The organism is Selenomonas sp. oral taxon 478 (assembly GCF_001189555.1).
GTDB lineage: Bacteria > Bacillota > Negativicutes > Selenomonadales > Selenomonadaceae > Centipeda > Centipeda felix.
In genome coordinates, this window is record NZ_CP012071.1 from 187,146 (window position 1) to 213,046 (window position 25,901).

The 25,901-nt window shown below is 56.9% G+C and carries 23 protein-coding genes, 1 pseudogene and 1 riboswitch; of the genes and pseudogenes, 5 read left to right on the forward strand and 19 right to left on the reverse strand.

Going from position 1 to position 25,901, the window contains the following annotated elements:
• The first annotated feature begins 93 nt into the window (after positions 1 to 93).
• From ADJ74_RS00950 to ADJ74_RS10705, 4 genes are all read left to right on the forward strand, one after another.
• Positions 94 to 738: an amino acid ABC transporter permease gene (locus ADJ74_RS00950; RefSeq protein WP_050341184.1), complete on the forward strand. Its 645-nt coding sequence runs from the start codon at positions 94 to 96 to the stop codon at positions 736 to 738.
• A complete protein-coding gene (locus tag ADJ74_RS00955) occupies positions 719 to 1,501 on the forward strand; it encodes an amino acid ABC transporter ATP-binding protein (protein ID WP_050341186.1) in 783 nt (260 codons plus the stop codon). Before ADJ74_RS00950 ends, ADJ74_RS00955 begins: the two co-directional genes overlap by 20 nt.
• A gap of 87 nt (positions 1,502 to 1,588) precedes the next feature.
• Entirely contained in the window at positions 1,589 to 1,861 is a 273-nt protein-coding gene (locus tag ADJ74_RS00960; protein ID WP_050341188.1) for a type II toxin-antitoxin system RelB/DinJ family antitoxin, read from the forward strand.
• Positions 1,858 to 2,112 carry a Txe/YoeB family addiction module toxin gene (locus tag ADJ74_RS10705; RefSeq protein ID WP_071844272.1) on the forward strand — a complete coding sequence of 85 codons (255 nt, stop codon included), beginning with the start codon at positions 1,858 to 1,860 and terminating at the stop codon, positions 2,110 to 2,112. The genes ADJ74_RS00960 and ADJ74_RS10705 overlap by 4 nt, the downstream gene beginning before the upstream one ends.
• A 92-nt stretch (positions 2,113 to 2,204) precedes the next feature.
• Here the strand turns inward: ADJ74_RS10705 and ADJ74_RS00970 are convergent, their stop codons facing one another.
• From ADJ74_RS00970 to ADJ74_RS01035, 14 genes are all read right to left on the reverse strand, one after another.
• Entirely contained in the window at positions 2,205 to 3,350 is a 1,146-nt protein-coding gene (locus ADJ74_RS00970; protein WP_050341192.1) for a hypothetical protein, read from the reverse strand.
• A gap of 57 nt (positions 3,351 to 3,407) precedes the next feature.
• Positions 3,408 to 4,520, reverse strand: coding sequence for a hypothetical protein (locus tag ADJ74_RS00975; RefSeq protein ID WP_050341194.1), 1,113 nt, complete (start codon positions 4,518 to 4,520; stop codon positions 3,408 to 3,410).
• A 2-nt stretch (positions 4,521 to 4,522) separates the two neighbouring features.
• Entirely contained in the window at positions 4,523 to 6,034 is a 1,512-nt protein-coding gene (locus ADJ74_RS00980) for an AAA family ATPase (RefSeq protein WP_050341199.1), read from the reverse strand.
• 29 nt (positions 6,035 to 6,063) lie between these two features.
• Positions 6,064 to 6,213, reverse strand: a complete 150-nt coding sequence (locus tag ADJ74_RS11340) for a hypothetical protein (protein WP_172664495.1) — start codon at positions 6,211 to 6,213, stop codon at positions 6,064 to 6,066.
• Positions 6,214 to 6,457: 244 nt separating this feature from the next.
• Complete coding sequence (locus ADJ74_RS00990; protein WP_050341201.1) at positions 6,458 to 7,108, reverse strand: class I SAM-dependent methyltransferase; 651 nt, start codon at positions 7,106 to 7,108, stop codon at positions 6,458 to 6,460.
• A gap of 210 nt (positions 7,109 to 7,318) precedes the next feature.
• Positions 7,319 to 7,951, reverse strand: coding sequence for a hypothetical protein (locus tag ADJ74_RS00995; RefSeq protein WP_050341203.1), 633 nt, complete (start codon positions 7,949 to 7,951; stop codon positions 7,319 to 7,321).
• Complete coding sequence (locus tag ADJ74_RS01000; RefSeq protein WP_050341204.1) at positions 7,948 to 10,734, reverse strand: DNA methyltransferase; 2,787 nt, start codon at positions 10,732 to 10,734, stop codon at positions 7,948 to 7,950. Before ADJ74_RS01000 ends, ADJ74_RS00995 begins: the two co-directional genes overlap by 4 nt.
• Positions 10,735 to 10,979: 245 nt before the next feature.
• Positions 10,980 to 11,468, reverse strand: coding sequence for a flavodoxin (locus ADJ74_RS01005; protein ID WP_009754150.1), 489 nt, complete (start codon positions 11,466 to 11,468; stop codon positions 10,980 to 10,982).
• Position 11,469: 1 nt separating this feature from the next.
• Positions 11,470 to 13,104 carry a DUF4127 family protein gene (locus ADJ74_RS01010; RefSeq protein ID WP_050341206.1) on the reverse strand — a complete coding sequence of 545 codons (1,635 nt, stop codon included), beginning with the start codon at positions 13,102 to 13,104 and terminating at the stop codon, positions 11,470 to 11,472.
• Positions 13,104 to 13,832, reverse strand: coding sequence for a hypothetical protein (locus ADJ74_RS01015; protein WP_050341213.1), 729 nt, complete (start codon positions 13,830 to 13,832; stop codon positions 13,104 to 13,106). The genes ADJ74_RS01010 and ADJ74_RS01015 overlap by 1 nt, the downstream gene beginning before the upstream one ends.
• Entirely contained in the window at positions 13,833 to 14,528 is a 696-nt protein-coding gene (locus ADJ74_RS01020; RefSeq protein ID WP_050341215.1) for a DUF2225 domain-containing protein, read from the reverse strand.
• A gap of 134 nt (positions 14,529 to 14,662) precedes the next feature.
• Positions 14,663 to 15,478 carry an ABC transporter ATP-binding protein gene (locus tag ADJ74_RS01025; RefSeq protein ID WP_050341217.1) on the reverse strand — a complete coding sequence of 272 codons (816 nt, stop codon included), beginning with the start codon at positions 15,476 to 15,478 and terminating at the stop codon, positions 14,663 to 14,665.
• Positions 15,479 to 15,489: 11 nt separating this feature from the next.
• Positions 15,490 to 16,503, reverse strand: coding sequence for an iron ABC transporter permease (locus tag ADJ74_RS01030; protein WP_050341219.1), 1,014 nt, complete (start codon positions 16,501 to 16,503; stop codon positions 15,490 to 15,492).
• On the reverse strand, positions 16,500 to 17,561 hold the full coding sequence (locus ADJ74_RS01035) for an ABC transporter substrate-binding protein (RefSeq protein ID WP_253271707.1): 1,062 nt from the start codon (positions 17,559 to 17,561) through the stop codon (positions 16,500 to 16,502). The genes ADJ74_RS01030 and ADJ74_RS01035 overlap by 4 nt, the downstream gene beginning before the upstream one ends.
• A gap of 79 nt (positions 17,562 to 17,640) precedes the next feature.
• Here ADJ74_RS01035 and ADJ74_RS01040 point away from each other — a divergent pair, with 79 nt between their 5' ends.
• A complete protein-coding gene (locus ADJ74_RS01040) occupies positions 17,641 to 18,426 on the forward strand; it encodes a Rossmann-like domain-containing protein (protein ID WP_050341222.1) in 786 nt (261 codons plus the stop codon).
• Positions 18,427 to 18,507: 81 nt separating this feature from the next.
• On the opposite strand, the gene ADJ74_RS01045 is transcribed toward ADJ74_RS01040, so the two are convergent.
• The 5 genes and pseudogenes from ADJ74_RS01045 to glgA form a co-directional block, all read right to left on the reverse strand.
• Positions 18,508 to 20,100, reverse strand: coding sequence for a TonB-dependent receptor (locus ADJ74_RS01045; protein WP_071844273.1), 1,593 nt, complete (start codon positions 20,098 to 20,100; stop codon positions 18,508 to 18,510).
• Positions 20,101 to 20,127: 27 nt separating this feature from the next.
• Positions 20,128 to 20,217, reverse strand: a pseudogene (locus tag ADJ74_RS11415) (hypothetical protein); the annotation flags it as partial.
• Between the two features lie 16 nt (positions 20,218 to 20,233).
• A complete protein-coding gene (locus tag ADJ74_RS11420; RefSeq protein ID WP_071844274.1) occupies positions 20,234 to 20,509 on the reverse strand; it encodes a hypothetical protein in 276 nt (91 codons plus the stop codon).
• Positions 20,510 to 20,596: 87 nt separating this feature from the next.
• Positions 20,597 to 20,746: riboswitch (molybdenum cofactor riboswitch) on the reverse strand.
• 63 nt (positions 20,747 to 20,809) lie between these two features.
• Entirely contained in the window at positions 20,810 to 24,259 is a 3,450-nt protein-coding gene (malQ, locus tag ADJ74_RS01050; RefSeq protein WP_050341224.1) for a 4-alpha-glucanotransferase, read from the reverse strand.
• 117 nt (positions 24,260 to 24,376) lie between these two features.
• Positions 24,377 to 25,822, reverse strand: coding sequence for a glycogen synthase GlgA (glgA, locus tag ADJ74_RS01055; RefSeq protein WP_050341226.1), 1,446 nt, complete (start codon positions 25,820 to 25,822; stop codon positions 24,377 to 24,379).
• Between the last annotated feature and the right edge of the window lie 79 nt (positions 25,823 to 25,901).

Consider the following 25,901-nt stretch of genomic DNA (forward strand, 5'->3'; position numbering starts at 1 on the left):
TTCTGCCGCACGTGGCAGAGGCACAAAGAAAGAGCTGCTGTACGATGTCGAATCATCGTGCGGCAGCCCCTTTTTCTGTAAGGAATATCATTCATGGACAAAACACTGGATACCATCCGTCTCATGCTCGAGGGCTCAGGCATCACCCTCGAGATTTTCTGTGTCACGCTCGCGCTTTCCCTGCCGCTGGGGCTCTTTGTCGCGCTCGGACGACTCTCTCACTTTCGGCCGCTCAGCCGCATCCTCGAAATCTACATCTGGATTATGCGCGGTACGCCGCTCATGCTGCAGCTGCTCTTCGTCTACTTCGCCCTGCCGATGGTCGGCATCCTGCTCCCCGACATTGCAGCGGCACTGCTCGCCTTCGTCCTCAACTACGCCGCCTACTTCGCCGAAATCTTCCGTGCGGGCATACAGGCGGTGCCGCGCGGTCAATTCGAGGCGGCGCGCGTCCTCGGCATGAGCGGCCCGCTCACCATGCGCCGCATCATCCTGCCGCAGGTACTGCGCATCACCCTGCCGCCCGTCAGCAACGAGACCATCAACCTCGTCAAGGACACATCCCTCGTCTACATCCTCGCCATGAACGACCTCCTGCGCGTCGCGCGCACCATCGTACAGCGCGAGTTTGACATGACCCCCTTCCTCATCGCAGGCATCTTCTACCTTGCCATGACCGCTGTACTCACCTATGGATTCAAAAAACTGGAGGCGCACTATGGCAGATACGGAAACTAAAGACACGATGCTCAGGATGCGCGGCATCCACAAATCCTTTGGTGAGCTCAGCGTTCTCCGCGGGATCGACCTCACCCTCGCGCGCGGCGAGGTGCTCGCCATCATCGGCTCCTCCGGCTCCGGCAAGTCAACGCTCCTGCGCTGCATCAACCGATTGGAGACCATCGACCGCGGCGACATCACGATCGGCGGAGAGGTACTCTGCCATACGCCGGACGGTGCGGCATCGGCGACCTACGCGGACACTGCCGACGTGCGTCGCATCCTCATGGCGACGGGCATGGTCTTTCAGCAGTTCAACCTCTTCCCCCACATGACCGTGATCGAGAACCTCATCGAGGCACCGATTCACGTCAAGGGGATGAAACGCGACGAGATCCTCCCCTACGCCCGCGACCTCCTCAAAAAAGTTGGACTCTCCGACCGTGAGAACTACTACCCGAGCCAACTCTCGGGCGGACAGCAGCAGCGCGTCGCCATCGCGCGCGCCCTCGCCATGAAGCCGGACATCATGCTCTTTGACGAGCCGACCTCCGCCCTCGACCCAGAGCTCACCGGCGAGGTGCTGCACACCATGCGTGACCTCGCTGCCGAGCACATGACCATGATCGTCGTCACACACGAAATGGCATTCGCACGCGAGGCCGCCACCAACGTCGTCTTTATGGAGAACGGCGTCATCGTCGAGCAGGGCGAGCCGCAGACATTCTTCCGTACGCCGAAGGAAGAACGCACACGGGAGTTCCTGCGAAATATGCTCTAAACATCTTTATATCATCTTTATATCATCTTTATATCACCTTTACATTATCTTTCTTTCATGCTAAACTCTATGCAAGAGGTGATGAAAATGGCACAGGCACAAACATTGATCAATTTCCGTATGGACACTGATTTGAAACGCAGTATGGAAGAAGTCTGCCGTGATCTTGGCATGAATATGACAACGGCATTTACCATCTTTGCAAAGAAGATGAGTCGCGAGCGGCGCATTCCCTTTGATGTCTCCATCGATCCGTTCTACTCCCCCGCCAATATCGCATACCTCGAAGGCATTGTATCCGATATGAAAAGCGGCAAAGCGAAATTCGAAGAGCATGATCTCATCGAGGTTGACGAATGAAACTTCTGTGGGAAGAACGTGCTTGGGGAGACTATCTCTACTGGCAGATGCAGGATCGCAAAACGTTAAAACGGATCAATGACCTTCTCAAAGATGTGCAGCGAAATGCGTATGAGGGAATTGGAAAACCCGAACCTCTCCGCGAAAACCTCTCCGGCTGTTGGAGCCGCCGCATAGACGAAACAAATCGATTGGTCTATCGTATAGAGGATGGCAGTTTGTATATTCTCGCGTGCAGAGGACACTATTGAGTATAAGAGAAAGCACCGGGTGAAACGAAACAGGGCAGATGCAGAGGCAACGAGCCTCTGCATCTGCCTCGTTTTGTTATGTCGACAAAGAATTATAAAAACTCTGTGATGTACTGATCGTTCAGAGAATCCAAACGAACCTGACTGAGCATGTATAGCTCACTCTCTGTAAACTTATATTGGGAACTTCCAAAAATACGCGCCATGATGAGGAGGAAGAGACGAACACCAAAGAGCCCGATACATTCATCCCACAGCTTCACATCCTTACATTGATACGATCCCCCCTGTGTATCAATTTGAAAGACCATGCCCATCAAATTAGAGTCAAACACTACACGTGCAATATCTGCATAACGTACATGAATCAGCGATTCATTGTAATCTGCAACATATAAGGCTCGATCTGTAAAGACAATGGCCATCATACTGACGGCTTTTCCGTATCCTATGATGGTCTCCTGCCCCTTTGCGATTTCCTCTCCAATCCCCGTATCAGGGATGGACACATACGGATGCACCTGATAGGTAAAACCATCCTTCCAAAAGGGATTGCAGTGATCGAGAACACGCCGTCCATCCTTTAGATTGCCAAGAATCAGAACACTGCAAAGTTCCGCCAAGACCTCGGGTGTCATGTATTTTGAAGAGTCGATTCCTTTCTCCCGCACCTGTTCATACGCCTCATCAAAGTCCACATCGATGAAGCGAATCCCCAGTTTCTCAAAATCCACTGGTCGCTCGCTGTCAATCACGGCAACGGCATTTCCAACTCCGTAATAAGTACGCTGTTTTGCCACGAGAGGAATATGAAACTCTCCACCGCACAAAAGAATCTCTGTCGGATTATTTTTCAGCACATCATCCAAATCTTTTTGATCGAATGCAGCATACTCAACCATATTCAGATAACGCTCATTGCTTGTGCATTGACGTAGTTTTTGCATCTTTCGTTCACGTTCACGAACTGCCTGACTATCAACGGTATTCGTGGCAACGCCCTTGACACCGAGAATGGCGCAGAGCTGCGCGGCAAGATCAGGGGCATCGCCGTCAAGAGCCGCGACCTGCTCCGCCATCTCCGGCAAGTAGTGATCCTCGAGCCAGATTTTCAGCCGTCCGTTATGGAACTGGGCGATGATTTTTTCGAGATCAAAATGCTCACGCACCTCCTCGATATTGCTGCGCGCCAAATAGCCATCCTTTAGTTCGAGTGGGAATTTCACTTTTCGCGCCATGATACTTCCTCCACATTCCATAAACGGCGGAGCAGTTCCCTGCTCCGTCTCATTCTCTCAATCAAATATGCTCAATATTGCCTTGCCAAAGCTCTTCACGGTCTCCACTGCCTTCGTCGCGACCTTGTGAAGCCCCTCGGCAACGGTTGTTACGGCGGGTTGGATTTTCTTAAATCCCGCATGAACGGCAGAGGCGATTTTCTTGCCCGACTGACTGCTGATCGCAGAGCCGACCGCCATGCCAAGAACGGGACCGACGACGGGAATCGCAGAGAGCATACGCGCACCGATGCCCTTTGAGCAGAGGTCACCGATGGCAGCGGAGGCGATGCGTCCCACACGGTCGACTGCCGCCGCAACACTGAGTTTCTCGCTGAACACCTGCGCGGCAGTGCGTACGCCCTCAACACCCCAACAGGCGATATTCGTGAGCACGGGCAGCGGTGTCGCTTTCTTGAGGAACGGAACGATGCCGCGCTCGACGGCAACGTAGAGTGCCCCCGTTGCAATAGCCTTGATACTGCGATCCGTCTCCGATCCGATCGGCTCCTCTCCGAGATCAATCCCCGTATTGAGCGGTTCACCGTCCTGTGTCTCAGCATAGGTCAGTCCCGTATCAAGTGCCGCGCCGCCGACACCTGCAAGAACGGCTTGTTCGGTAACGCCCTGTGCAGCGACCTGCGTGGGGATGGGCTGCCACGATGCGCCGCCCGCTCCATCGGGGACACGCTCCTCGACGGCGGCGGGAAGCCTTAGATCTGCGCTTTGCTCCGCGCTGTGCAGTGCGGCATATACCTCGTTGTTGCCCGCCGCAAGCGCCACCTGCGCCTCAGCGAGATAGCGTGCCCGCTCCTCCTCGGTCGCGCCCGGTACGGAGAGCAATTTCTGCTGCAGCCACGTTTCCTTTGTCCCGCCGCTCCGACAGGTCTCCTCGATGGCGTTCATGTTCTCCGTGAACTGATCGACACCGTCCATGATGGAGGAGCTGAGTTCCTGCGCCGCCTCCACCGTCATGCCGCCGACACGCTGAATGAACTCCTCACCGAGCCAGACGGCTGTGCTCTTTTCCTGCGGTTTTTCCATCCACGAGGAGATCATGTCCTTCGCGAGAGAGAAAAGCCCCTTGGATTCCTCTGTCCGAAATCCTTCCAGATGAATGTCGCGTGCCATCCCTACACCTCCCGTGATGCGTTCGTGAATTTCTTGGACTTGTATGTCTTGTCCATCTCCTCAATGGCATCCTTCATCGTCTCGGAGATGGGATGCGTGCGTCCGATTGCCACCTGCAGATCCTCGGTGGTGACGTGATCCTTGCCCGCAACAAACGCTGCCTCGATGCCGTCGCGCACGACACTCTCGATGTCCGCACCACAGTACCCGTCCATCTTGCGCGCGAGAGCGGCGACGTCGATCTTGGCGAGATCGGCACTCCGCCGCTTGCCGATGTGGAGACTGATGATCTTTTCACGCTCGCTCTGATTTGGGAAGTCCACATAGAAGATCTCATCGAAACGGCCCTTACGCATCAGCTCGGGCGGCAGATGCGAGATGTTGTTCGCAGTGGCAACGACAAAGGCGAGGCTGTCCTTTTCCTGCATCCATGTGAGAAAGCTGCCGAAGAGGCGCGTCGTCACCTCGGAGCTGCCGCCCTGCGCTCCCGCACCCGCAAACGCCTTTTCGAGTTCGTCAATCCAGAGGACGCAGGGTGAGCTTGCCTCCGTCAGTTGGAGCGCACGGCGCATATTCGCCTCGGACTCGCCGACGTATTTTCCCATCAGCCGCCCCATGTCCATGCGCAGGAGCGGCACCTTGAACATACTCGCCACTGCCTTGGCCGTGAGGGACTTACCGCAGCCCGGCATCCCCGCAATGAGTACGCCCTTTGGTATATCCACGCCGAACTCCTTCGCGCGGCGCACGTCGCGAAAGATCTGTGCCTTTGTCCGCAGCCAGTCCTTCAGGTTCTGAAGACCGCCGATGTCCTCGACGGTCTCCTTCACCGTCACCATCTCAAGGATGCCAGATTTCTTGATCATCTGTTGTTTCTGACGGAGCACCATCGGCAGGTCACTCGCGTCAAGCTGTCCATCATCGCTCACAGCGAGGGAGAGGATGTTGTCGATCTCCGTCTCACTCAAGCCGCGCAGATGCATCGAAAAAACATCAAGCAACTCCTCCACGGGGGCAGGCATATCGTTGCTCTCAAGAAAATGAAGAATGTGCTCCCGTATCTTCTCTGGGCTTAGGTAGTCCAGACTCATAAGGGTAATGTACGGCTCAAGTGCGCGTGGAATCGTGCCGAGCGGTGAGAGAAGAACAACGGTACAATCGTCCATCGTACCGCCTGCGATCCGCTCAGCAATACAGCGCAGACGTGAAACAATCGCGGGTGATTCGAGTTCGCCTGCGATATCTTCGAGCACGAGAATCTTACGTGCAACGTTTTTTTCCGTCAGTATGGTATCGAGGGCACCACTCAGAGGAGACGGATAGCGAAGCCCCGCGCTCGCGTCCTCATAGCCGCTGTGCAAACTCCATTTGATAATGCCGCGCCCCTTCTGCGCTGCAAGCTCAGCGAGGATGTCCTGCACTTTCCCATTCTCCAACGTGTCGACATAGAGAATGGGCAAATATGCGTCCATGTACTGTTCAAGTTCCTTGCGAAATACCGGCTGATCGTTCATGACATTCCCTCATTTCTCATCCATGCAGACTAGTACGTCCGATTCACCACCCATGAATGTGGCTGATTGCCCGGTTTGCGCGGGCACTTCCCCGGCTGAGGACGCCCTGCCTGCATACTCTTTTGCTCCTTCTTTCCGCAGTAGGTACACATAAACTCGGTCATCTTTGGTGCTGCCATGATTCTTCATCCTTTCTCTGATTCTTACCCATTGGTAAGTTATCCACAGATTACTCTCATAATTATATAATAGCACTTGTCCCCCCCCCCCGTAAAGACATTGACAATACAAAAAGGCAGATTGTATCTGCCCTTTTCGTATTGTGAAATATCCAGTTACACCTTCTGTCGCATTTCCTCTCCGTCCAGAAGTAATGCGATTAGCAAAAAAGACTGCCTAAGCAGTCTTTTTGACAGGAAACTTTTACCGCACGCCCACGACTGCGATCCAGTACTCGCCTTCCTTGAGGTGAATCTGTACCTCGCGGAATCCCGCTGTGCGGAAAAGATGCTCGAACTCTGCGGGCGTCGGGTTCGTCAGCTGATACTCCGCGACCTTGGCACGCGTGCTCTCCGGCAGGTCGTCCCGCCCGCAGATCTCCGCGAGCAGGAGGAACGACCCGCCCTCCCGCACAACGCGTGCGACCTCCCGCAGGCTCTCCTCGGAAGACGGCCAGAAGTAAAAGCTCTCCACCGTTACGACGGCATCAAAATGTCCGTCCGCAAACGGGAGTGCCTCAACCGAGCCATGGAGAATCTCCATCCGTCCACGCTCGACCAATGCCGCATTGAAGGCGCGCGACGCCTCCACCGAGGTCTCGGCGTAGTCGATGCCGACGAGGTGCCCCTCCGTCACGCGCTCTGCCATGCGCGCGAGTGTATTGCCGCCGCCGCAGCCGATGTCGAGTACCGTATCCCTAGGGCGCAGGGCGAGATGCCCCAGTCCCCAGTCCACGAGATGCGCATGGCTTTCGTTCATCCGTGCGAGCATCGCACGCCCCGCATCTCCCTCAGGACGACGCGGATTCCCCTCTGCCGTTACCTGATCGGTATGCTGCCAATCTGTCTCTGCCATTCGATTTTCCTCCCCACCTGAAAGAACGTACTATTCGGGAAGCACGGATAAATCTAAGTGTTCGTCTTATCCATAATTCCCTAGAAGTTGCATATTGCTGTAATGTGTGTTAGAATAATTACGAAGTCGATGAGCGACATTCATCAACCGACAAGAAAGCCCCGGCGGGAGTGATGACCCGCAGGGGTTTTTTGTGTGCTGATGAGGCGCCTACTCTACACCCATGGTCTGCTTCGACAGGTCAAAGCCAAACTGCACAGGGTCGGCGGGATCCCAGATGCGCGTCTTTTCGTTGTAGCGGACAGGGACGTAGAACGTCGCCATCCCCATCGGCTGGAGTTCCCGATAGGCGTCTGCCGTCGCATCGACGGCTGTCTTGCGCAGCTCCTCGGGCGTTCCGTTCAGCTTCATACGGGAACGCATGAGAGATGTCGCCTTCTCGCGTGCCGCCATCATGTTGAACCGCGTCACCGTCACCTCGACCGTCGCCTGTCCTTCCCCCTGACTCGAGACAGAGGTCTCGACTGATGCGTTTTTCAGCGACTCCATATAGGCATCACCGATCTCCGCTGCCTCCTCGGGCGAAAGGTTTGCTCCCGCCGTCTGGAGGGCATTTGCGAACGCCGCTTTCATGTTGAACGCATCCGTCGGTGCACCGTAGGACGTGAGTTTCTTCTGCGCCTCCTCATCCTGCCGTACAAAAGCATCACAGTAGAGCTGGATGCTCTCGGCAGGGTCTGCCTTCGCCATGCGCCCAAAGGTCGCAAAGTAGAGTGCCGCAAGAATCGCGGCGACAAAGATCCCCACAAAGATGACGGGGAATCGTATCTTGGATGAAATCACTTTTTCTCCTCTATTCCTCTCTGTACCAGTTCCTCATATCGCTTCATCAGCTCCGCCACACACGCCGACTCCGTGAGCTTCGTCGAGAAGCCGTATGCGCGCATCACGGCGCGGTCGTTTGCGCGGTGCGCCTCGCGCAGATCGGGCGGCATCGTCACGTCATCATAGAGATCGGCGAGACTGCTCTCGGGATAGCGTGCGCGCGCATCCAGTATCCCCTGTGCCGTTCCCTCAATCGCGGCTCGCTGCTCGTCGGTCGGCGTACACCACGGGAAATTATTATACACGATATTCTTGGAATACTGATACCGCATTTCAAGACGCCCTGCTACCAACCGCATCCATGCGTTGTGAACGTTGGACATTAGTACGCCGAATGTATAGTAGTCAGCATTGGGGATGATGAGTGCACTCCCGCTGACAATCGTACTCGGATGCACGAATCCAATAGGGATGTAGCGGCGACGTTCTGACGACACTTTTGGGATAACCAGCATATCCGTATCAGGTTGCCGAATCTCACCGAACAACGTCGGACTATCTGCTAGTTTCTTCGTCTGCTCCCGTCCACTAGACAGACGAAACTGTCGGACGCTGTCAATGCGTTCCCAAATCAGTCTAGATGCTTTTAACTCCTTCGGACTTGCCCCAATCAACCAGAGACACCATTTTTTGCTGTTCCGAATGAGTTCTGCCCCTCCTATGTAAGGACGAATAAACTTAGCGTTGTCTGCACGTTCTTTTTTAATTGCCGCTACATCGTCGTCGGAAAGTGTGAAATATCCGTCGTCGATCGGCATACTGCCATACATCATTTCAGGTGCGCCACTGCAAATACTATCAACACGGCTTTGTATAATGACCATCGGTGCATCCGTTAAATACGGGCTAATATTCTGAACAGGGTGCATTGTCCCATTCTGATATAAGGCTTTTTCCTTGACGTCTAAACATTTCGCCCCAAATCCGATAATAACACAATGGACATGCGCGCGCTCTGACGCACGCGTTTCACTACTCCAAACAAAAGTCGGATAAGCGAAAATTGGCTGCAAGTCTTCGCTCAGGACATTCCATAAAACGGGTGCCTGCTCTCCCTGTGTAATGCTATTGGTAGAAACAAACGCACCAAGTACAGCAGTACCATGACAGTAACGTGCTGCTTTTTGATACCAAGCACAAACATAGTCAAGATTTCCTATGCCACGTCTATTTTCAAAAACAGCAAGCAGATCTTTTTTCTGTTCTTTTGACTGCTCCTTTTTCCCCACAAACGGCGGATTCCCCATCACACGTACCGCGTCCGTCGGCGGCAATATCGCGCGCCAGTCCATGCGCAGGGCATTCCCCTCGTGGATGTTGTCGTACGTCCGCAGGGGAAGGAAGTCGAGTGCAATGTGGACGATGCTCTCCGTCTCCTTCATCATCTGGCTCTCGGCGATCCAGAGCGCCGTCCGCGCTACGGTCACGGCAAAGTCGTTGATCTCAATGCCGTAGAACTGCCCGATATTCACCTTGATCGGATTGTCGAGGCCCCCGAGGACGATCTCCTGTCCGTAGAGCTCATGCAGCACCTCATTCTCGAGACGGCGCAGGGAGATGTAGGTCTCCGTGAGGAAGTTGCCGCTGCCCGCCGCAGGGTCGAAGTACCGCCCCGCCGCCAGTTTATCCTGAAAGGCGAGGAGCGCCCTGCGGCGCGCAGTCTCGGTCTTTAGTGCCTTTGCCGCCGCGAGCTCGTCGCGCAGAGCATCGAGGAAGAGCGGGTCGATGACCTTGTGGATGTTCTCGATGCTCGTGTAGTGCATCCCGCCCGCACGCCGTGTGGCGGGGTTGAGTGTGGACTCAAAGACCGCGCCGAAGATGGTCGGGCTGATCGCGCTCCAGTCGAAGCCCGCGCTTGCATCCTCCAAGAGGACATCGACGATCTCCTGTGTGAACTGCGGGATCTCGATGTTCTCCTCTGCGAAGAGTCCCCCGTTGACGTAGGGGAATGCGGCAAGGGCATCCGAGAGGTACGGGTCGCGGCTCTCGGTCGGTGTATCGAGCACGCGAAAGAGCTGGATGAGGGTCTGGCGGAAGTACGCGAGCGGCACGTCACGCAGGTAGTCATGGAACATGGCGTGCTTGCCGAAGAGTCCTGCGTCCTCGGCGTAGAGGGCAAAGACGAGACGGACACAGAGGATGTTGAGGCTCTTCTGGCTGTGTGGGTCGCTCATGTCGCGGTACTCTTTGGCGAGGGCGTCGTAGAGTCTGCCGACGAGCTCGCCCGCCTGGATGGAGACCTCCATTTCCTTTTGGATGTGCGCATCACCCGCATCAATGAGGAAGTTCAGGCGATATGCCTCGCGCTCGAGGTCGGCGAGGAGAATTTCCTGCGGCTCGGCATTCGGCGTCTCCATGTCGTAGACGAGGAACTGTGCGAAGTTGCAGCTGACGATCCAGCGCGGGCGCGCGGAGTACGGCAGTGCCGCCGCATAGCGGCGCGCCTGCTCGATGGGTTTGAGGAGGGTGCCGTCGCTCTGGCGGATCGGGTCGGTCAGTTTCTTTCCGAGGCTTTTCTGCTCGATCATGACGTGTGTCGTAGGGATCATAACGTCGATAAAGCTCGTGTGGTCGAGCTGTACCTGCTGCTCAAAGACGAGCAGGTCGGCAGGGTTTTCCACGCCGTAGACGCTGTGGAGGAGCTCCATCCAGAATTTCTGGCTCTCGCCCTTCTCGTAGCCCCGCCCCTTCCACTTCGCGGCAAATTCCCGCGCCGCCTGTGCCTGTGCCGCCGCATTCATCGCGCCGCCCCCTCTCTTTGCTTCCTACACTCTATTGTATCGTACAAAGCACTGTGCTGTCTAAAGAAAATTTTTCATATCGACTTGAAAATAGCGTACGAGTCCGCAGATAAGGACTTGCTATGGGAAACGATCACAAATGATATCTCGGCACTATACGCACAACTTCAAAAGATCGCCTCATGTTAATGAAGCCACGTAAAAACACGACTGCCGTGCAACGACGACAATCGTGTTTTTCTATGTCAGATCCCAAGCGCCGCGACCCATGAGTTGATCGCCATCGGGGTCTCGCCCATCTCAAAGCGGCGGCCTTCCTTGACGAGTGCCCCCTGCGCTGAGGGGCGCAGATGCGTCACCGTCTGTCCGAGGGAGCTGCCGCCCGAGGTAGCAAACGGCACGATGGTTTTCCCCGTAAGGTCGTAGCTTTCGAGAAATGTGTTGATGATGTGCGGCGCAGCGAACCACCAGAGCGGGAACCCGACGAAGATGGTCTCATACGGCGCGAGATCGGGAAGCTCTCCCTCGATCTGGGGGCGGCAGGCTGGGTCGTGCATCTCAACGTTGACGCGGCTCGTCTTGTCGTCCCAGTCGAGATCGTCCTCGGTATAGGGGATGACCGGGCGGATCTCGTAAAGGTCTGCGCCGATGACGTCGGCGATCTTATGGGCAACCGTTGCCGTGCGCCGCGAAGGTGATGCAGAAAAGAAGGCGATCATCCGTTTTCCGTACATATTATTTCCTTCCTTCCAAATAATCATGGGCAAAGCCCTGCTGCTCGGGCTGAATGTCCGCCTCAAACATACGGTTCCACGGGAATGTCACGACGACACTGTTCATCTCCGCCATGGGCGGCAGATTGTTCTCGATGAAGCGGTTCATCATGCGCGTGGAGCGCACGGAGACGGCATCCATCTTTGAACCGAGACTGCCGTAGAATCCGTCACCGCGCAGCCACGTGAGCTGCCGTGCAATCGTATTGCGCACATTCGCCTGATACGCCCAGTCGTCGAGGTAGCGCGTCGTCAGCAGCTGGTCGACGGCGTCCGCATTCATGTGACGGACGAGCATCCCCTCGCTGAGCGCATAGCCCGAGCTGTTCGTCGGGGTGTTCCACCCCGCGTAGGCACGAATCTTGTAGAGCAGACCGCGCCGCTGCAGCTCTGCCATGAGCGCGTTGTCCGCGCCGTTGGCAAAGGCAACGTCGGCAATCGAGACGGGATAGCCTCGTGCCACATAGTCCGACACGATATCGGCAAAATACGCCGTCCCCTCGCGCAGCGTTCCGTCATTGACGGGCATATTCGCCTCGTAGGTGCGCCCGTCGGGGTTCGTATTCACCGTGAGGACGACATCCGCCTTTTCCGGCGCGCGCACATTCATCCCACCGGCGGCGAGAATCGCATCGTTGATCGAGATGCCGATCTTCTCATCCGAGTACGCAGGCACAGTGTCCGCGCCGCGTCCCCAGTTGTACCGGACGAAGACAAACGGCACCTCATGACGCTGCTCGTTCACTGCGCGCGTCAGCATGAGGAGGGCGATCTCGTCGATGCCTGCCATCGTCTGAAACCGCGTCTTGCCGAGCTCTGCGCCTACTGCCGCGAGATGCCGGCTCTCAAGATGGGTCTGGGAAAACGGCGCATTATCATCACGCCCGAGCGCGAGGTAGTGGAACGTCCCATTCTTGCGCATGAGATTGATGAGGAACTCGTTGACCGCATAGTTCTTCTCGCGTCGTCCCATCCAGTCCGTGAGGGCTTCCTTCGGGATGAGGCGCGTGAGGAACTCATACTCCTTGCGCTCGCGGCGCGAGAGCCCCTCGACCTCCTCCTTGTCACGCAGGAGGGTGTAGCGGAAGATGTCCGCCCCATAGCGGCGGTAGTACTCCGGTTCCTCATGTCCCGATGCCTCGCCCGTACGCGGCGTGCGCATAATCGAGCCAAAGACGTAGAGCGGCACCTTGGGATTCGCACGGTGCAGCTCCGTAAAGCGCGACGCGCGTGCGAGGATCTGTGCACGCGACTCGTTGTGCTTGCGCGAGCCGACGAGGCTGCCGTAGACCATCGCATCCGAGGAGATAACCGCTGCCTTGACTCCGGGCTGTGCGATATTCTCGTGCACCCATGTCCAGAGCTGGTCGGGATGTCCCAGATCCTCACGGCTGCCGAGCAGCTCGGTCGGCGGAACGACGACCTCGTAGCCTGCCTTGGTTACGACATCCGCCGTCTGCGTACTCGAGATCGGGCGGCTGTCATGCGGGATGAAGATGATCTTCTCCGTCACGGGCTCCGCCTTTGCTGCGTCCGCCTGCGGCTGGATCCATACGGTGAGCATCGCGATACAGAGCAGCTGAATCAATCGCCTCATCAATGTCCGTCTCCTTCTCCTGCACTGCTTTGCAGCGCAGCCGATTTTTCCTTCAAAATTGCGCGCAGCGCATCCTTCACATCGTCGGGCACGTTCAGATGTGTATCAAACATGATGCCGCCTTCCTTCACCGTCGCGCCCTCGATCTCCACCATGCTCAGCAGCGAATGCCCGCGGAACTCTGTCGTGCCGAGACGCGACGCCGCGAGGACATCGTGAAAGTCCACCGTGACATTGTTTCCCTTGATGTCCACGGGGATGCGATCCGACACATCGAGCCGTCCGACCATGCGCTCGACCATCGACAGCGACAGCCGTGAAAAGAGCCATGAGACGAGTCCGTGATTGGGCAGTTTCTTCTTGTCCACATGGTAGACTGCATAGGACTTCTCCCCCGTATGGACAAACTCCTTGATCGTTCCCGAGAGCTCGATCCGCTTGTATTTCTTATCGGTCGTGCAGACGATGCCGAGATGTCCATCCTCATGCGAGGTGAGCTCTACGGAGCGGATCGTGCCGTCCGTACCGAGGTTATGCGCTATCGCCTCGTTCAGCACCGCGTCGCGGACGAAGAGATGCCCGTCCGCGATCTCACTGATCGTCTCACGATCCCACGTATCGCGCAGCACCGTGAGCACGGGGCCGTAGTCCGCCACTGCGGCACGGACGCTTCCCCAGTCGATGCGCTGTACCTGCTCCACCCACTGCGGAGGAATATCAATCGCCATTTAGTTTTCCTTCTCTGCCTCAGCTTTTTTCTCACGCAGATCCATCCAGAGATTCTGTGCACGCTCAAAGAGCTTTGCATCGGACTTGCGAATCTCCTGATCGCTCATGATGCGCGAGAGCATCTGCGTCGCTTTCTCAAAATCGCCGATACGGTAGTACGCCGCACCCGCGATATACATTGCCATATTGTCGCTCATGCCGTTGATCGGATAGTGCTCCGTCATGACGGACTTTTCATAGAGCTCCGCCGCACGCCGCAGGCACTCCTCCTCCTTCTCGTGCTCCTCCGTGTCACGGTAGACCCACGCCATGCCCATGCGGTAGCCCGCCTGCTTCTGCAGCGGCCAGCCCAGCTTTTCGGCGAAGAAGAGCCCGAGCTTGTAGGCGCGGATCGCATCCTCTGTCGTGCGCTCCTCCGTGTACGGGAGGTTGATCGTGCGTCCCTCGAGGAGTTCCTTTGCCTTTCCCTTGTCACGCGCGCTGAGTGCTGCGGGGTCAAAATGCTTCTCGTCCGCCGCAAAACCGCAGTGCTCGCACAGCCAGACACGATAGAGGTACGGGTTGACGTCCTTGTAGTGAACGCAGAAATCCTCATCCGTGCTGAGCGTGATGAGGCGTGCCTTCATCTTTGTCACGTGCGTCTTTTCCCCACAGACCGGACAAACTTTCTCCACGGTGTACGTGTACTCTGCCATGATTTCTTCCTCCCCTGAAAACAGTGATTGCTTCCTCTCTAGGATACCATAAAATGCAGAAAAAAGAAAGAAAGGGCAGCGGCACGAAGACCATATCGGTCACGTGCCGCTGCCCCTGAAAATCACTGGTATGGTCAACGATTCCCTCGATCTGCTTCGTACTCTGTCGATCCCATGGGCGGGAGCGGGACACAGGTGCGCGTTTCGGGAATGTTCTCATAGCCGACAATCTTTGCCGTGACCCCGTACAGCCTTTCAAGGCGCTCCTCCGTAATCACATCGTTCGTCCGCCCGACAAAGAACACGCCATCGCGCCCCATGACCGCCGTGTGGTCGGCACAGTAGAAGGCATGACTCGGCGCGTGTGTCGTCATTATCACCGTGATGCCCGCTGCGCCGAGAGCACGGATACGGTTCATCACGAGCACCTGATTGCCAAAGTCGAGACTCGCTGTCGGCTCATCCATGCACAGGAGCTGTGGCTGCTGTGCGATAGCACGCGCGAGGAGGACGAGCTGGCGTTCACCGCCGCTGATCTTCGTGTAGATCTTTTGGGCAAGATGCCCGATGCCGAGCATCTCGATCGCATCGTCCGCAATCCTGCGATCCTTTTTTCCCGGAATACCGAGACTGCCAATGTGGGCAGCCCGCCCCATCACGACGACATCGTGCACAGTGAAGGGAAACGGCGGCGTATGCACCTGCGGGACATACGCAATGCGCCGCGCACGCTCCTCCACCGTCCATGCGGAGATGTTCTCGCCCGACAGGAGGATCTCTCCTGCCATCGGTGGCAGCAGTCCGAGGATGGTCTTAAAGAGCGTCGTCTTGCCGACACCGTTCGGACCGAGCAGGCAGAGCGTTTCCCCGCGCGCGACAGAGAACGAGATGTCCTGAAAAATCGACTTTTCCCCATAGCCGCAGGATACGGATTTCAGTTCGAGCAACATCGCATCCCTCCTCAGTCCCAGCTATGATGGTATTTGATCAGCAGATAGAGAAAGAACGGCACACCAAAGAGCGAGGTGAGGATCCCGAGCGGGATCTCCATCGTCCACAGCGTCCGTGCGAGGTTATCCGAGACGAGCAGGAACAGTCCGCCCATCAGCGCCGAGCCCGGCAGGAGAAAGCGGAAATCGGGTCCGACGATAAACCGCACGAGATGCGGCACGACAAGCCCGACGAGCCCGATGATCCCCGAGATCGACACCGCTGCCGCCGTCATGAGCGTCGCACAGATGATCACCGTCAGGCGGAGCCGCTCGACGGGGATGCCGAGCGACTTTGCCTCCTCATCGCCGAATGAGAGCAGGTTGATCTTCCAGCGCAGGAAATAAAGCGGCAGGAACGCCGCCGCCATCAGAAGGAGCGGCAGGATGAGATTGTCGCGTGTGATCGACGCGAGACTTCCCATCAGCCAGTAGACAATGACGGGCAGTTTGTCATAGGGATCGGCGACGTATTTGATCATCGAGAGCAGTGATGTGAAGAGTGTACTCACGATGATGCCTGAGAGGATGATCGCGAGCGTCGTGTTCCCGCCGCGGCAGAATTTCACCCCGACCACATAGGTGATTGCTACGGCGAGCAGCCCGCCGCCAAACGTCATAAGGTGTACGACAAGGACGGGCAGGCTCAGCAGAATGGCAATCGCCGCGCCGAACGCCGCGCCTGCCGAGACCCCGAGGATGGTCGGCGAGACCATCGGGTTGCGAAACATGACCTGATATGCCGCCCCCGAGACGGAGAGTGCCGCCCCGACGAGAACCGCGCCGACAATGCGCGGCAGGCGCAGCTCCATCACGACCTGAGCACCGCCGTGCACCGTCGGCGCGAGCCCCATCCAGCCGAGGCTCGCCGCGAACACATCGGAGGCACGAACGGTGTAACGCCCAAGGAGGAAGGACACGCAGATGAGCGCGACGAGCAGGAGCAGCAGGACGGTGAGCTTATACCGCGGTGAAATGCGGCTCATGGTACGACATGATCCTGTGCCAGCAACGCATCGCACTCGGCATCACTGAGGTCATAGTGATAGAACAGATGATAGTACATCTTCATCTCCTCATGCAGATTGACGCCGGACTCCTGCGGATAGAGACGCGCAGCAAGCCACGACAGCCCCATAAAGCGGTTGACCGAGGGCGGCCGCCCCATCCAGTCATAGGGTTTTGCCGGCACGCGCAGGATGCGTTTTTCCTGAACAGCGCGCATCTCCCGCCACGGAAGCATCGTAAGATCCGGCTCCGACTCCACGCCGAGAATCAGCACGTCGGGATTCCACGTGAGCACCTGCTCCATCGACACCTGCGTCATCGCGCCCTCGGCAGGTGAGGGGACAACAGCAACATTGTCCGCGAGCAGATCGAGAACCTGTGCATGGAACGAGCCATGTGCGACCGCCATGTTCCCGAGTGGTCCGCCGAGATAGAGCACGCGGGGCTTGTCTTTCATCTTCTCAGCGAGCGCTGCACTGCGTGCATACGTTTTCTGACAGTAGTCGGCTATGGCATTCCCCTCTGCCTCGCGGCCGAGGATTTTGCCGAGCGTACGGTACGCCTCATCGGTATTGTCGAGACGTGCCTCGATAAAGATCACGGGGATGCCGAGCGACTCCTGAATCTGATCCATATCCTCAACGATGGTCGACTTCTTCTCGCCGACGTCGATGATGATCTGCGGATTGACTGAGAGCACGGCCTCTTTGTTAAAATTCTTCATCCCGTAGAATTGGCCGAGGACGGGCAGGTCACGATACCGATCTCCTACGAAGGGGAGGACGGTGTCCTTCCACTGCCCCGAGACGCCGACGAGCCTATCAGGGGCTATCGCAAAGAGTGCCATCTGCGCGAGCCCGCCCGACGGGGCGATGTGGTCGATCTGCTTTGGAATCATCACCGTGCGCCCCGCCGAGTCCGTGAACGCGTATGTCTCTGCATCCGGTGCACTCTCCTCCTTTGCCTCCTGTCCGCAGCCGACGAGCAGGACGAGGAGCAGGAGCAGTAGGGCGAGCAGCATATTTCTTTTCTTCATCAGCATCTCCTTTCGCATTGAAACCTCCGCATCCCTGTGCTATCCTATGAACACAGAGACATCGAATGGAGGTATTTTTTTGAACTATTGGAATCTGTACGATGAGAGCATCAACGGTCTGCCTGACGATATCTACATCGAGGACTACGCCGTCAGCCGTCCGTGGACATTCGTGCGCGCGGGCGATCTGGTCGGCGTCTGCATGACGATCCCCGCCTACAGCCGCCCGCGCCTGCGCAAGGAGAGCTTTCTCGGCTGCTCCCTACGCGAGGCGGGCGAATACGTGCGCTCGTGGCAGGGGCAGGAGGCGGCCATCGCCGCTGCCGCCATCAACGCCTACTACAATCAGCCGTCAAAGGTGGCGGCAATGCAGGGGTTTCACGGTGACGATGCATCTGCTGCGACACCGGAGGAGCGCAAGAAGCTCGAGGCGTTCACCCTCTATACGGAGCAGATTCGCGGGAAGAAGGTTGCTGTCATCGGACACTTCCCGAACTTTCAAAAGAGATGGGAGTCCATCTGCGACCTCTCCATCCTCGAGATGCAGCCTGAGTGGGGCGACTACCCCGCCGAGGCGGCAGAGTTCCTCCTGCCGCAGCAGGACTACGTCTTTATGACGGGGGCGACGTTCGCGAACAAGACCATGCCGCGCCTGTTGGAGCTCTCAGCGAACGCTGTGACCGTCATCGTCGGCCCGTCCGTGCCGATGCACCCGTGCCTCTTTGACTACGGAGCAGACGGGCTTTCGGGGTTCACCGTGACGGATGCCGCACTCGCTGCCGACCTCGTCCACTTCGGCTATGAGACCGACATCGCATGCTGCGGGAAAATGGCGGACGTTCTGCCGCATTCGGGCGGACGATAAACAGACCGATCAGCGATCCCAAACAACACAACAGAGTTGCCGTACGCTATCCGTATGGCAACTCTGTTTTTCATTGAACAATCAGAAGGTCATATCCATGCCAAGCAGGAAGTTCGTTCCATCGGCAGGGCTTCCCCAGCTATACTGGTAATCCGTATCAAAGAGATTATTGACGCGCAGGAATACACCCATATCCGCGATAGGCTCATAGCGCAGATCAAGATCCGCTGCAAAGTATCCGGCACTGGTCGGTCTGCCGAGCGTATCCAGACGTGCACGCATCGCACGTCCAAGGAGCGTCGAGCGCAGCTTTCCCTCGCGGTAGGTTACACCAAAGTTGAACATCTGCGTCGGGAGTCCCGAAGCAATCGTTGTCCTCTCCTTGCTCTCATCCTCGGCACGAATCCACGAATAGTTGGCAAATCCCGAGAACTTCGGGCTGAATGTCTGCCGGTAGGCAAGTTCCAGTCCACGGATATGGGTCTTATCGACATTTCCTAAGACACGGTCATTCCCAAAAGTCACAAAAGTAAGGCGATCCCTCACCTCTGTACGGAAATAGGAAACATCGAGGTCAGATTTTGGACTAAATTTATGCTTCCAGCCAAGTTCATAGCTGCTGTTGCGCTCCGGCTTTGGAACGGGATAACCATTACGGATATTTCCTGCCGCATCTTTGGAACCGACGAACACATGCGAGCGCCCTGCCGAGAAACGAACCGTATCGCGTTTCGTTGCATCATGTGTGATGTTAAAGACGGGGTCTGTCGCATGCGCATAGGAGCATGTCTTCGGCGTCGATTTATTGTCCATATAATCCTGCCTTACCCCCTCATAATAGCGAACGCCAAGTGTCAGGCGTGTCCTGCTGCTCGGGCTCCATGCATTCTCAACATAGAAACTCCTACGTGCATCATTGCCATCACGGCGGTAGGAGGTATTGTTTTCATCCGTATTCCAACTGAGCTTTATATACTTCGCACCAAAACTCAGTACGTTTCTGCTGTTATACGCAACAGATGCGTTCGCCTCGACGCCGTTGCCGCGCAAGAACCATCCACTGCGATACCACTGCGGTGCCCCATGCGTAAAGAACGGAAGAGAACCGCCCTCCGTCGCGAGCAGATTACGCACCCAAAGATTGTTCTCATCGATCATGTGGTAATACTTAACATCATACTGCCATATATCATTCGGTCTGCTTTCATACCGCAGGGCAATATTGGATTGACGGAACCCCTTAAAGTGCCAATCCGTCGCATTGTTATTCTTTACATGATTAGGGGTTATATTATTTCCTGCCTGCACCGACCATCTGGGTCCACGTGGCGCAACATACCGTCCTGTCGCGGGGTCAACAGACTGCGGAACTTCTCTGTCCATATCGGAGTAGTAGCCGTTCAATGTCAATGAGGATTTATTGCTCGTCTTGAACCGAATCTTGCCGTCAAAATATAGTTTCTTATCTGTCTGATTCTCCAGATAGCCCGCAGCATAATGCCTTGACAGATTGACGGCATAACTGATGTTCTTATCGCTGCCGCTGTAGCCGAGCTTCGTGTCGCAGGTGTGATTCGACCCACCTGCGACACTCACGCGGAACTTGCCGGGCCCCCTGCCGTCCTTCGTCGTAACGAGGATGACGCCGCCCTTGTAGTCCGTGCCGTACTGCACCGGTCCCGGTCCTTTGATGATCTCAACCTTCGCGATGCTGTCCGCCGGGATGGTCGAGAGATCAGATGCGGCATTCGATACAATACCGTTGAGTGGGAATGCCGGAATGCCGTCGATATAGACCTTTGTCTGGTCAGAACTCGCACCATCTTGCTGTCCTTTGCCGCAGGTGCCATATAGAGCCCCGGTACCTGCGAGAGGATGTCGGAGAGGTCGCGTAGCCGCGCTCCTTGATCTCCTGCTCCGTGATTGTGTTCGTCGTCACGAGATACTTGTCGACGCCGTCTGTGTCGACATTGACCGTATCCGTCGTGTAGTCCGCACCCGCTGCATACGCATGCGGGAGGAAGACAAATCCTGCCGCGACCGCTGCTGCAAATACCGTCGAATGTTTCCTGCTGTGCTTCATGAATACCTCTCCTATTCCTGCACAAAAAAGACTGTTCCCCGTACTGACCGCACGAAGAACAGTTTCTGCAAGAACACACTCAGAGTCATCCTGTTTCATCGTTCTCCTTTTCAATATGGGAAGGTCGCCGCATTTCTGCGACGGCCCTGTGAACAGACACACAGCCATGTATCTGCTCAGGCGCAATACCATAGGCATAAGCCCTTAGGATATTTTTGCTCGGAAAACGTATGTAATTTTCTGTTTAATTCTACTAAAATTCTTTTATCCTGTCAATCCGTTTCTAACAGTCCCCTATTCTCACCGCCGATAGCGCACGCAGAGTGCCTTGAGCTTCTGCGGGTCGATCTCGAGGAGGTAGTCCTTCTTGAGACACCAGCGCCAGTTGAGCCCGACGGTGCCCGGGGTGTTCATGCGTGCGCGCTCGTCGAGCCCGAGGATGTCCTGCATGGGGATGATCGCCATGCGGGCACGTGAGGCATACGCCGCCTTGATGAGACGCTGACAGATGGTCCGCGGGCGGTCGGAAGTCGTCCCCACGAGGTTGGCGAGCGATTCGCGCAGCACCTCGTCGATGTCGCGGCTGTACCAGCCGACGGTGGTGTTGTTGTCGTGCGTCCCTGTGTAGACGATGCTGTTCTCGGGCGCGGTGAAGCCGATGCGTCCCGAGCTGTTCCCTGCAATGAGGAACTGGACGATCCGCATCCCGGGGAAGCCGCAGTCGTCACGCAGGCGCTCCACGTCGGGCGTGATGATGCCGAGATCCTCCGCAACGACGTTGAGTTTGCCGAGGTCACTCTCGATCGCGTCGAAGAATGCCTTGCCGGGGCCCTTGAGCCACGTGCCGTTAAGCGCGGTCTCCGCCTTGCCGTCCACCGACCAATAGGACTCGAATCCGCGGAAGTGGTCGATGCGGATGATGTCCACCTGCTCGCGCAGTTTACGGAAACGGCGTTTCCACCATGCGTACTTCTCCGCCGCCATGGCGTCCCAGTTGTACTGCGGGTTCCCCCACAGCTGCCCGTTCACGGCAAAGTAGTCGGGCGGTACGCCCGCGACGGTGTGCGGCGTGCCGTCCTCGTTCAGGTCAAAGAGGTGCTGATGCGCCCAGACGTCCGCGCTGTCCTGCGCGATAAAGATCGGCATATCGCCGAGAATCTCGATTCCCTTCGCGCGTGCGTAGTCGTGCAGGCGGTTCCACTGTGTATGGAAGACGTACTGCTTGAAGTAGTCAAGCTCCATCGCATCGCGCTGCCGCTCACGGAGCGAGCGGAGTGCGTCAGGGTCACGGCGTTTGATCGCTGCATCCCACTCCGTCCACGCCGCGCCGCCGTACTCCTTCTTCGCCGCGTGAAAGAGCGCATAGTCCTCAAGCCAGTATGCTTCCTTCTCACAGAACGCACGGTAATCCGCATCTGCCGCCCCCTGTGCGCGGAAGGCGCGGAATGCCTTTTCCAGAATCTCCTTCTTGAACGTGCGTACGCGATCAAAGTTGATGAAGCCCGAGTTCGCCTCGTATGGCAGGAAAAGGTCTTTCTCCTTCAGCCAGCCGCGCGCAGCCAGTGGCTCGGGGTCGATGAGCATAAAGTTCCCCGCAAAGGCGGAGATGGACTGATAGGGGGAGTAGCTGCTTCCGACGGGGCTGAGCGGGAGGATCTGCCAAACCTTTTGCCCCGCATCTGCAAGGAAGTCAACAAAGCGGTACGCCTCCTTGCCGAAGTCGCCCACACCGTACTTCGAGGGCAGGGAGGTCGGATGCAGGAGGATGCCCGCCTTGCGCTCGTATCTCTGCTCCTCCTGTCGCTCGCGCAGGAGCAGTCCGAAGAGCGGTGGGATGCGGACGCGCAGATGTCCGCGCTCGACCTCGTAGGTGCGCGAGGGCTTAAAGACGTCCTCAAACACACCGCAGGCAAAGTCGCTCACGTCGAGATCGACGGTCAGCGTCTCCGTCCGGCTGCGGTTGAACGCCACGACAAAGATGCCGGGCTCCTTCTCCTCATTGAACACGTCGTAGCCCGAACGGATCGTGCGCGCGTAGGCGATGACGTCGCCCGCCCCGTAGAGAGGCAGGATGTCGCCCGTGCGCAGTGCATCGTTCCCGTTGCGCACAGCAATGAAGCGTGTTACCCAGTCACGGATCTCGAGATTGCCATGCTCCCAGTCGTAGGGGCGGCGATTGAACGGATCCTTGAACCCCTGCATCCCGATCTCGTCGCCGTAGTAGACACTCGGCACGCCGGGATAGGTCATCTGCCAGAGCGTCGCCATGATCAGGCGGCGGATACCGAGCATCGCCTGATCGAGCGTCATGCGCACGCGCGACTGCTCGATTGCGGGCATGCCCTCGTAGTATGGGACATCACCGAGGATGGTGATGGCACGCTGCACGTCATGACTGCTGATGAGGTTCATCATGGCGTAGAGATTTTCCTTCGGGTAGTTTTCGATCTGGCTCGCCATGCGCCGCACCGTCAGCGCACCGTCTGCCGCCCCCGTCAGGAAGTCCAGCATTGTACTGCGCAGCGGGTAGTTCATCGCCGAGTCCATCTCGTTACCCGAGAGATACTCGCGCGGCGTGCCGTAGGCGACCTTGTTCGACGCGTCCTCCCAGACCTCACCGATCATGACCGCATCGGGGCTGCGCTTCTTGAGCTCGGCAAAGAAGGTCTTGGAGAAGGTCGGCGGCAGCTCGTCGATGACGTCCAGACGCCAGCCTGCGATCCCCTCGTTCATCCAGTGATGGAGGACGCTGTCCTCCCCTGTGATGATGAAGTCCATGTAGGACGGATCCGTCTCGTTGACGTTCGGCAGGGTGTCAAAATTCCACCAGCAGTCATACTCGTTCGGGAAATTGCGGAAATGGTACCACGAGTAGTACGGCGATTCCTTCGACTGATATGCGCCAATCGAATCATACTGCTTCCGACGGTTGAAGTAGATGCTGTTGCTCCCCGTGTGACTGAATACGCCGTCGAGAATGATGCGGATGCCGCGCTCGCGTGCCGCCGCGACGAGACGGCGGAAATCCTCGATATCGCCCAGCATGGGGTCGATGCGATGATAGTCCCCCGTATCGTAGTGATGATTGCTCTCGGACTCAAACACGGGGTTGAAGTAGATGCACGAAATGCCAAGTTTTTCGAGGTAGTCGAGTTTCTCCATGACCCCGCGCAGATTTCCGCCGAAGAAGTCATAGGCGACGATCTCCTTCGTGTCGGGATCCTTGAGATACATCGGGTCGTCCGTCCAGTCCGTACGGATGACAGCGCCCTTCTTGCGCACGATGGTATCCCCCGCACGCGCAAAGCGGTCGGGGAAGATCTGATACATGACACTGTTCTTGAACCAGTCCGGTGTGTGCGCTCCGCGATTGTAGATCGTCACCTGATAGGAGGGCGGCTGCTCGTGATAGAGCGCGCCGACGCCGCCGAGCATCTCCGCGTTGTTCCCGTAGAAATACGTGCCGCTCTCCATCGTGATGATGAAGTAGTACCAGAGAAGGCAGCCGTGATCCGGCAGCTCGATCCACGCCGTGTAGAACCGCTGCGCGGCATTCGCATCATGCGACACGAGCGTGACGAGCTGCTCCCCCGCCTGATCCTGCCAAAGCCGCAGGAGCACCTGCCGCACCGGCTCACCCGTGCGAAGCTGCAGGCCGAGACGCATCCGGCTCCCCGCCTCTGCCGCACCGACGATGGAGCGGAAGTAGATGTTCTGCGAATTATGTTCTACCTGATAGGATTCCAGCATAGTGCCTCTCCTTTCCTATCGTTTATACACAGAAACCACCGGCGAATCGTTCATTATCGTTCAAACGAATTCACCAGCGGTTTTGTGGAAAAGCTCTTACAAATCAGCTAAAATCTGTTATTTCTTTTTCTGAAGGCGCTCATAGAGCTGCTTGTACTCCCCTGCCGAACGCGTCCAGCTATAGTCGCTCTTCATCGCCGTATAGACGAGCTGACGCCACTCACGCAGGTTCTCGTAGACGGCAAGCGCGCGTTTCACCGCGTACATCATCTCATGCGCATTGTACTCGTAGAAGAGGAAGCCGTTGCCCTTGTCAGGGTCGGAACGGTCGAACTGGACGACGGTGTCCTTCAGACCGCCCGTCTCACGCACGACAGGGATCGAGCCATAGCGCATGGCGATGAGCTGTCCGAGCCCGCACGGCTCGAAGGTTGACGGCATAAGGAAGATGTTCGAGCCAGCATAGATACGCTGTGCCAGCTGATTCGAGAAGCGAATATTGACCGATGCCTTCGTCGGATGCCGCCACGCAAGCTCCTTAAACCACTCCTCATAGTCGTGTTCGCCCGTCCCGAGCAGGACGAACTGCATATTCTCGTGCTCGAGCATCTCGTCGATGATGCGCGTGATGAGATCGATGCCCTTGTTCGGCACAAGTCGCGTGATCATCGCCACGAGCGGCGTGCGGCGTGACTCGGTAAGTCCGAGCTCTCGCTGCAGGCGTACCTTGTTGTCGACCTTGCCCTCGGCGGCGCTCTTCACGTCGTAGTTGACGTAGATCTCCTTGTCCGTCTTCGGGTCGTAGATCGTGTTGTTGATGCCGTTGACAATCCCGAAGAGATCCTTCCTCCGCTGGCGCAGGAGTCCGTCGAGATGCTCGCCATAGTACTCGTACTGGATCTCCTCGGCGTAGGTCTTGCTGACGGTTGAGATATAGTCGGTATAGATGAGCCCTGCTTTCATGAAATTCACAGCATCGTAGAACTCAAAGTCCCCATTGTTGAAGTACTTCCAGTCAAGCCCGAGCACATCTGACATGACATTTTTCGGGAAGATGCCCTGATACCGCAGATTGTGGATGGTAAAGAGCGTCTTGATCTTCGTATAGCGCGGATCATCCGGATGCTCCAGCTTGAGGAGGACGGGGATGAGCGCCGTGTGCCAGTCGTTGGCGTGGATGATGTCAGGCTGAAAGTCCAATGCGGGAATGCAGTTGAGCACAGCGCGGCTGAAGAAGGAGAACCGCTCCGCATCGTCAGGGTAGCCATAATAACCCTCGCGGTTAAAGTACTCCTCGTTGTCCACGAAGTAGTAGGTCACGCCTTCGTACTCGTAGGAGTCAATGCCGACAAATTTCTCACGCCATGCGACATGGAGTGTGCCGTCATAGATATGCTTCATTTTACTGCGGATTGCGGGGTCGATCGACCCGTACTTCGGCAGGATGACGCGGCAGTCCACGCCCGCCTTGACGAGGGCAGCAGGGAGCGATCCTGCCACATCAGCGAGTCCGCCGGTCTTTATAAAGGGTACTGCTTCCGATGCTGCGTATAGTACCTTCATCCCAATATCCTCCTTCTCATGTGGTCGGTGCCGTAATCATCCGACCGTTTCTTCTATTCCCGCCTGTGTTCGGTGCAGA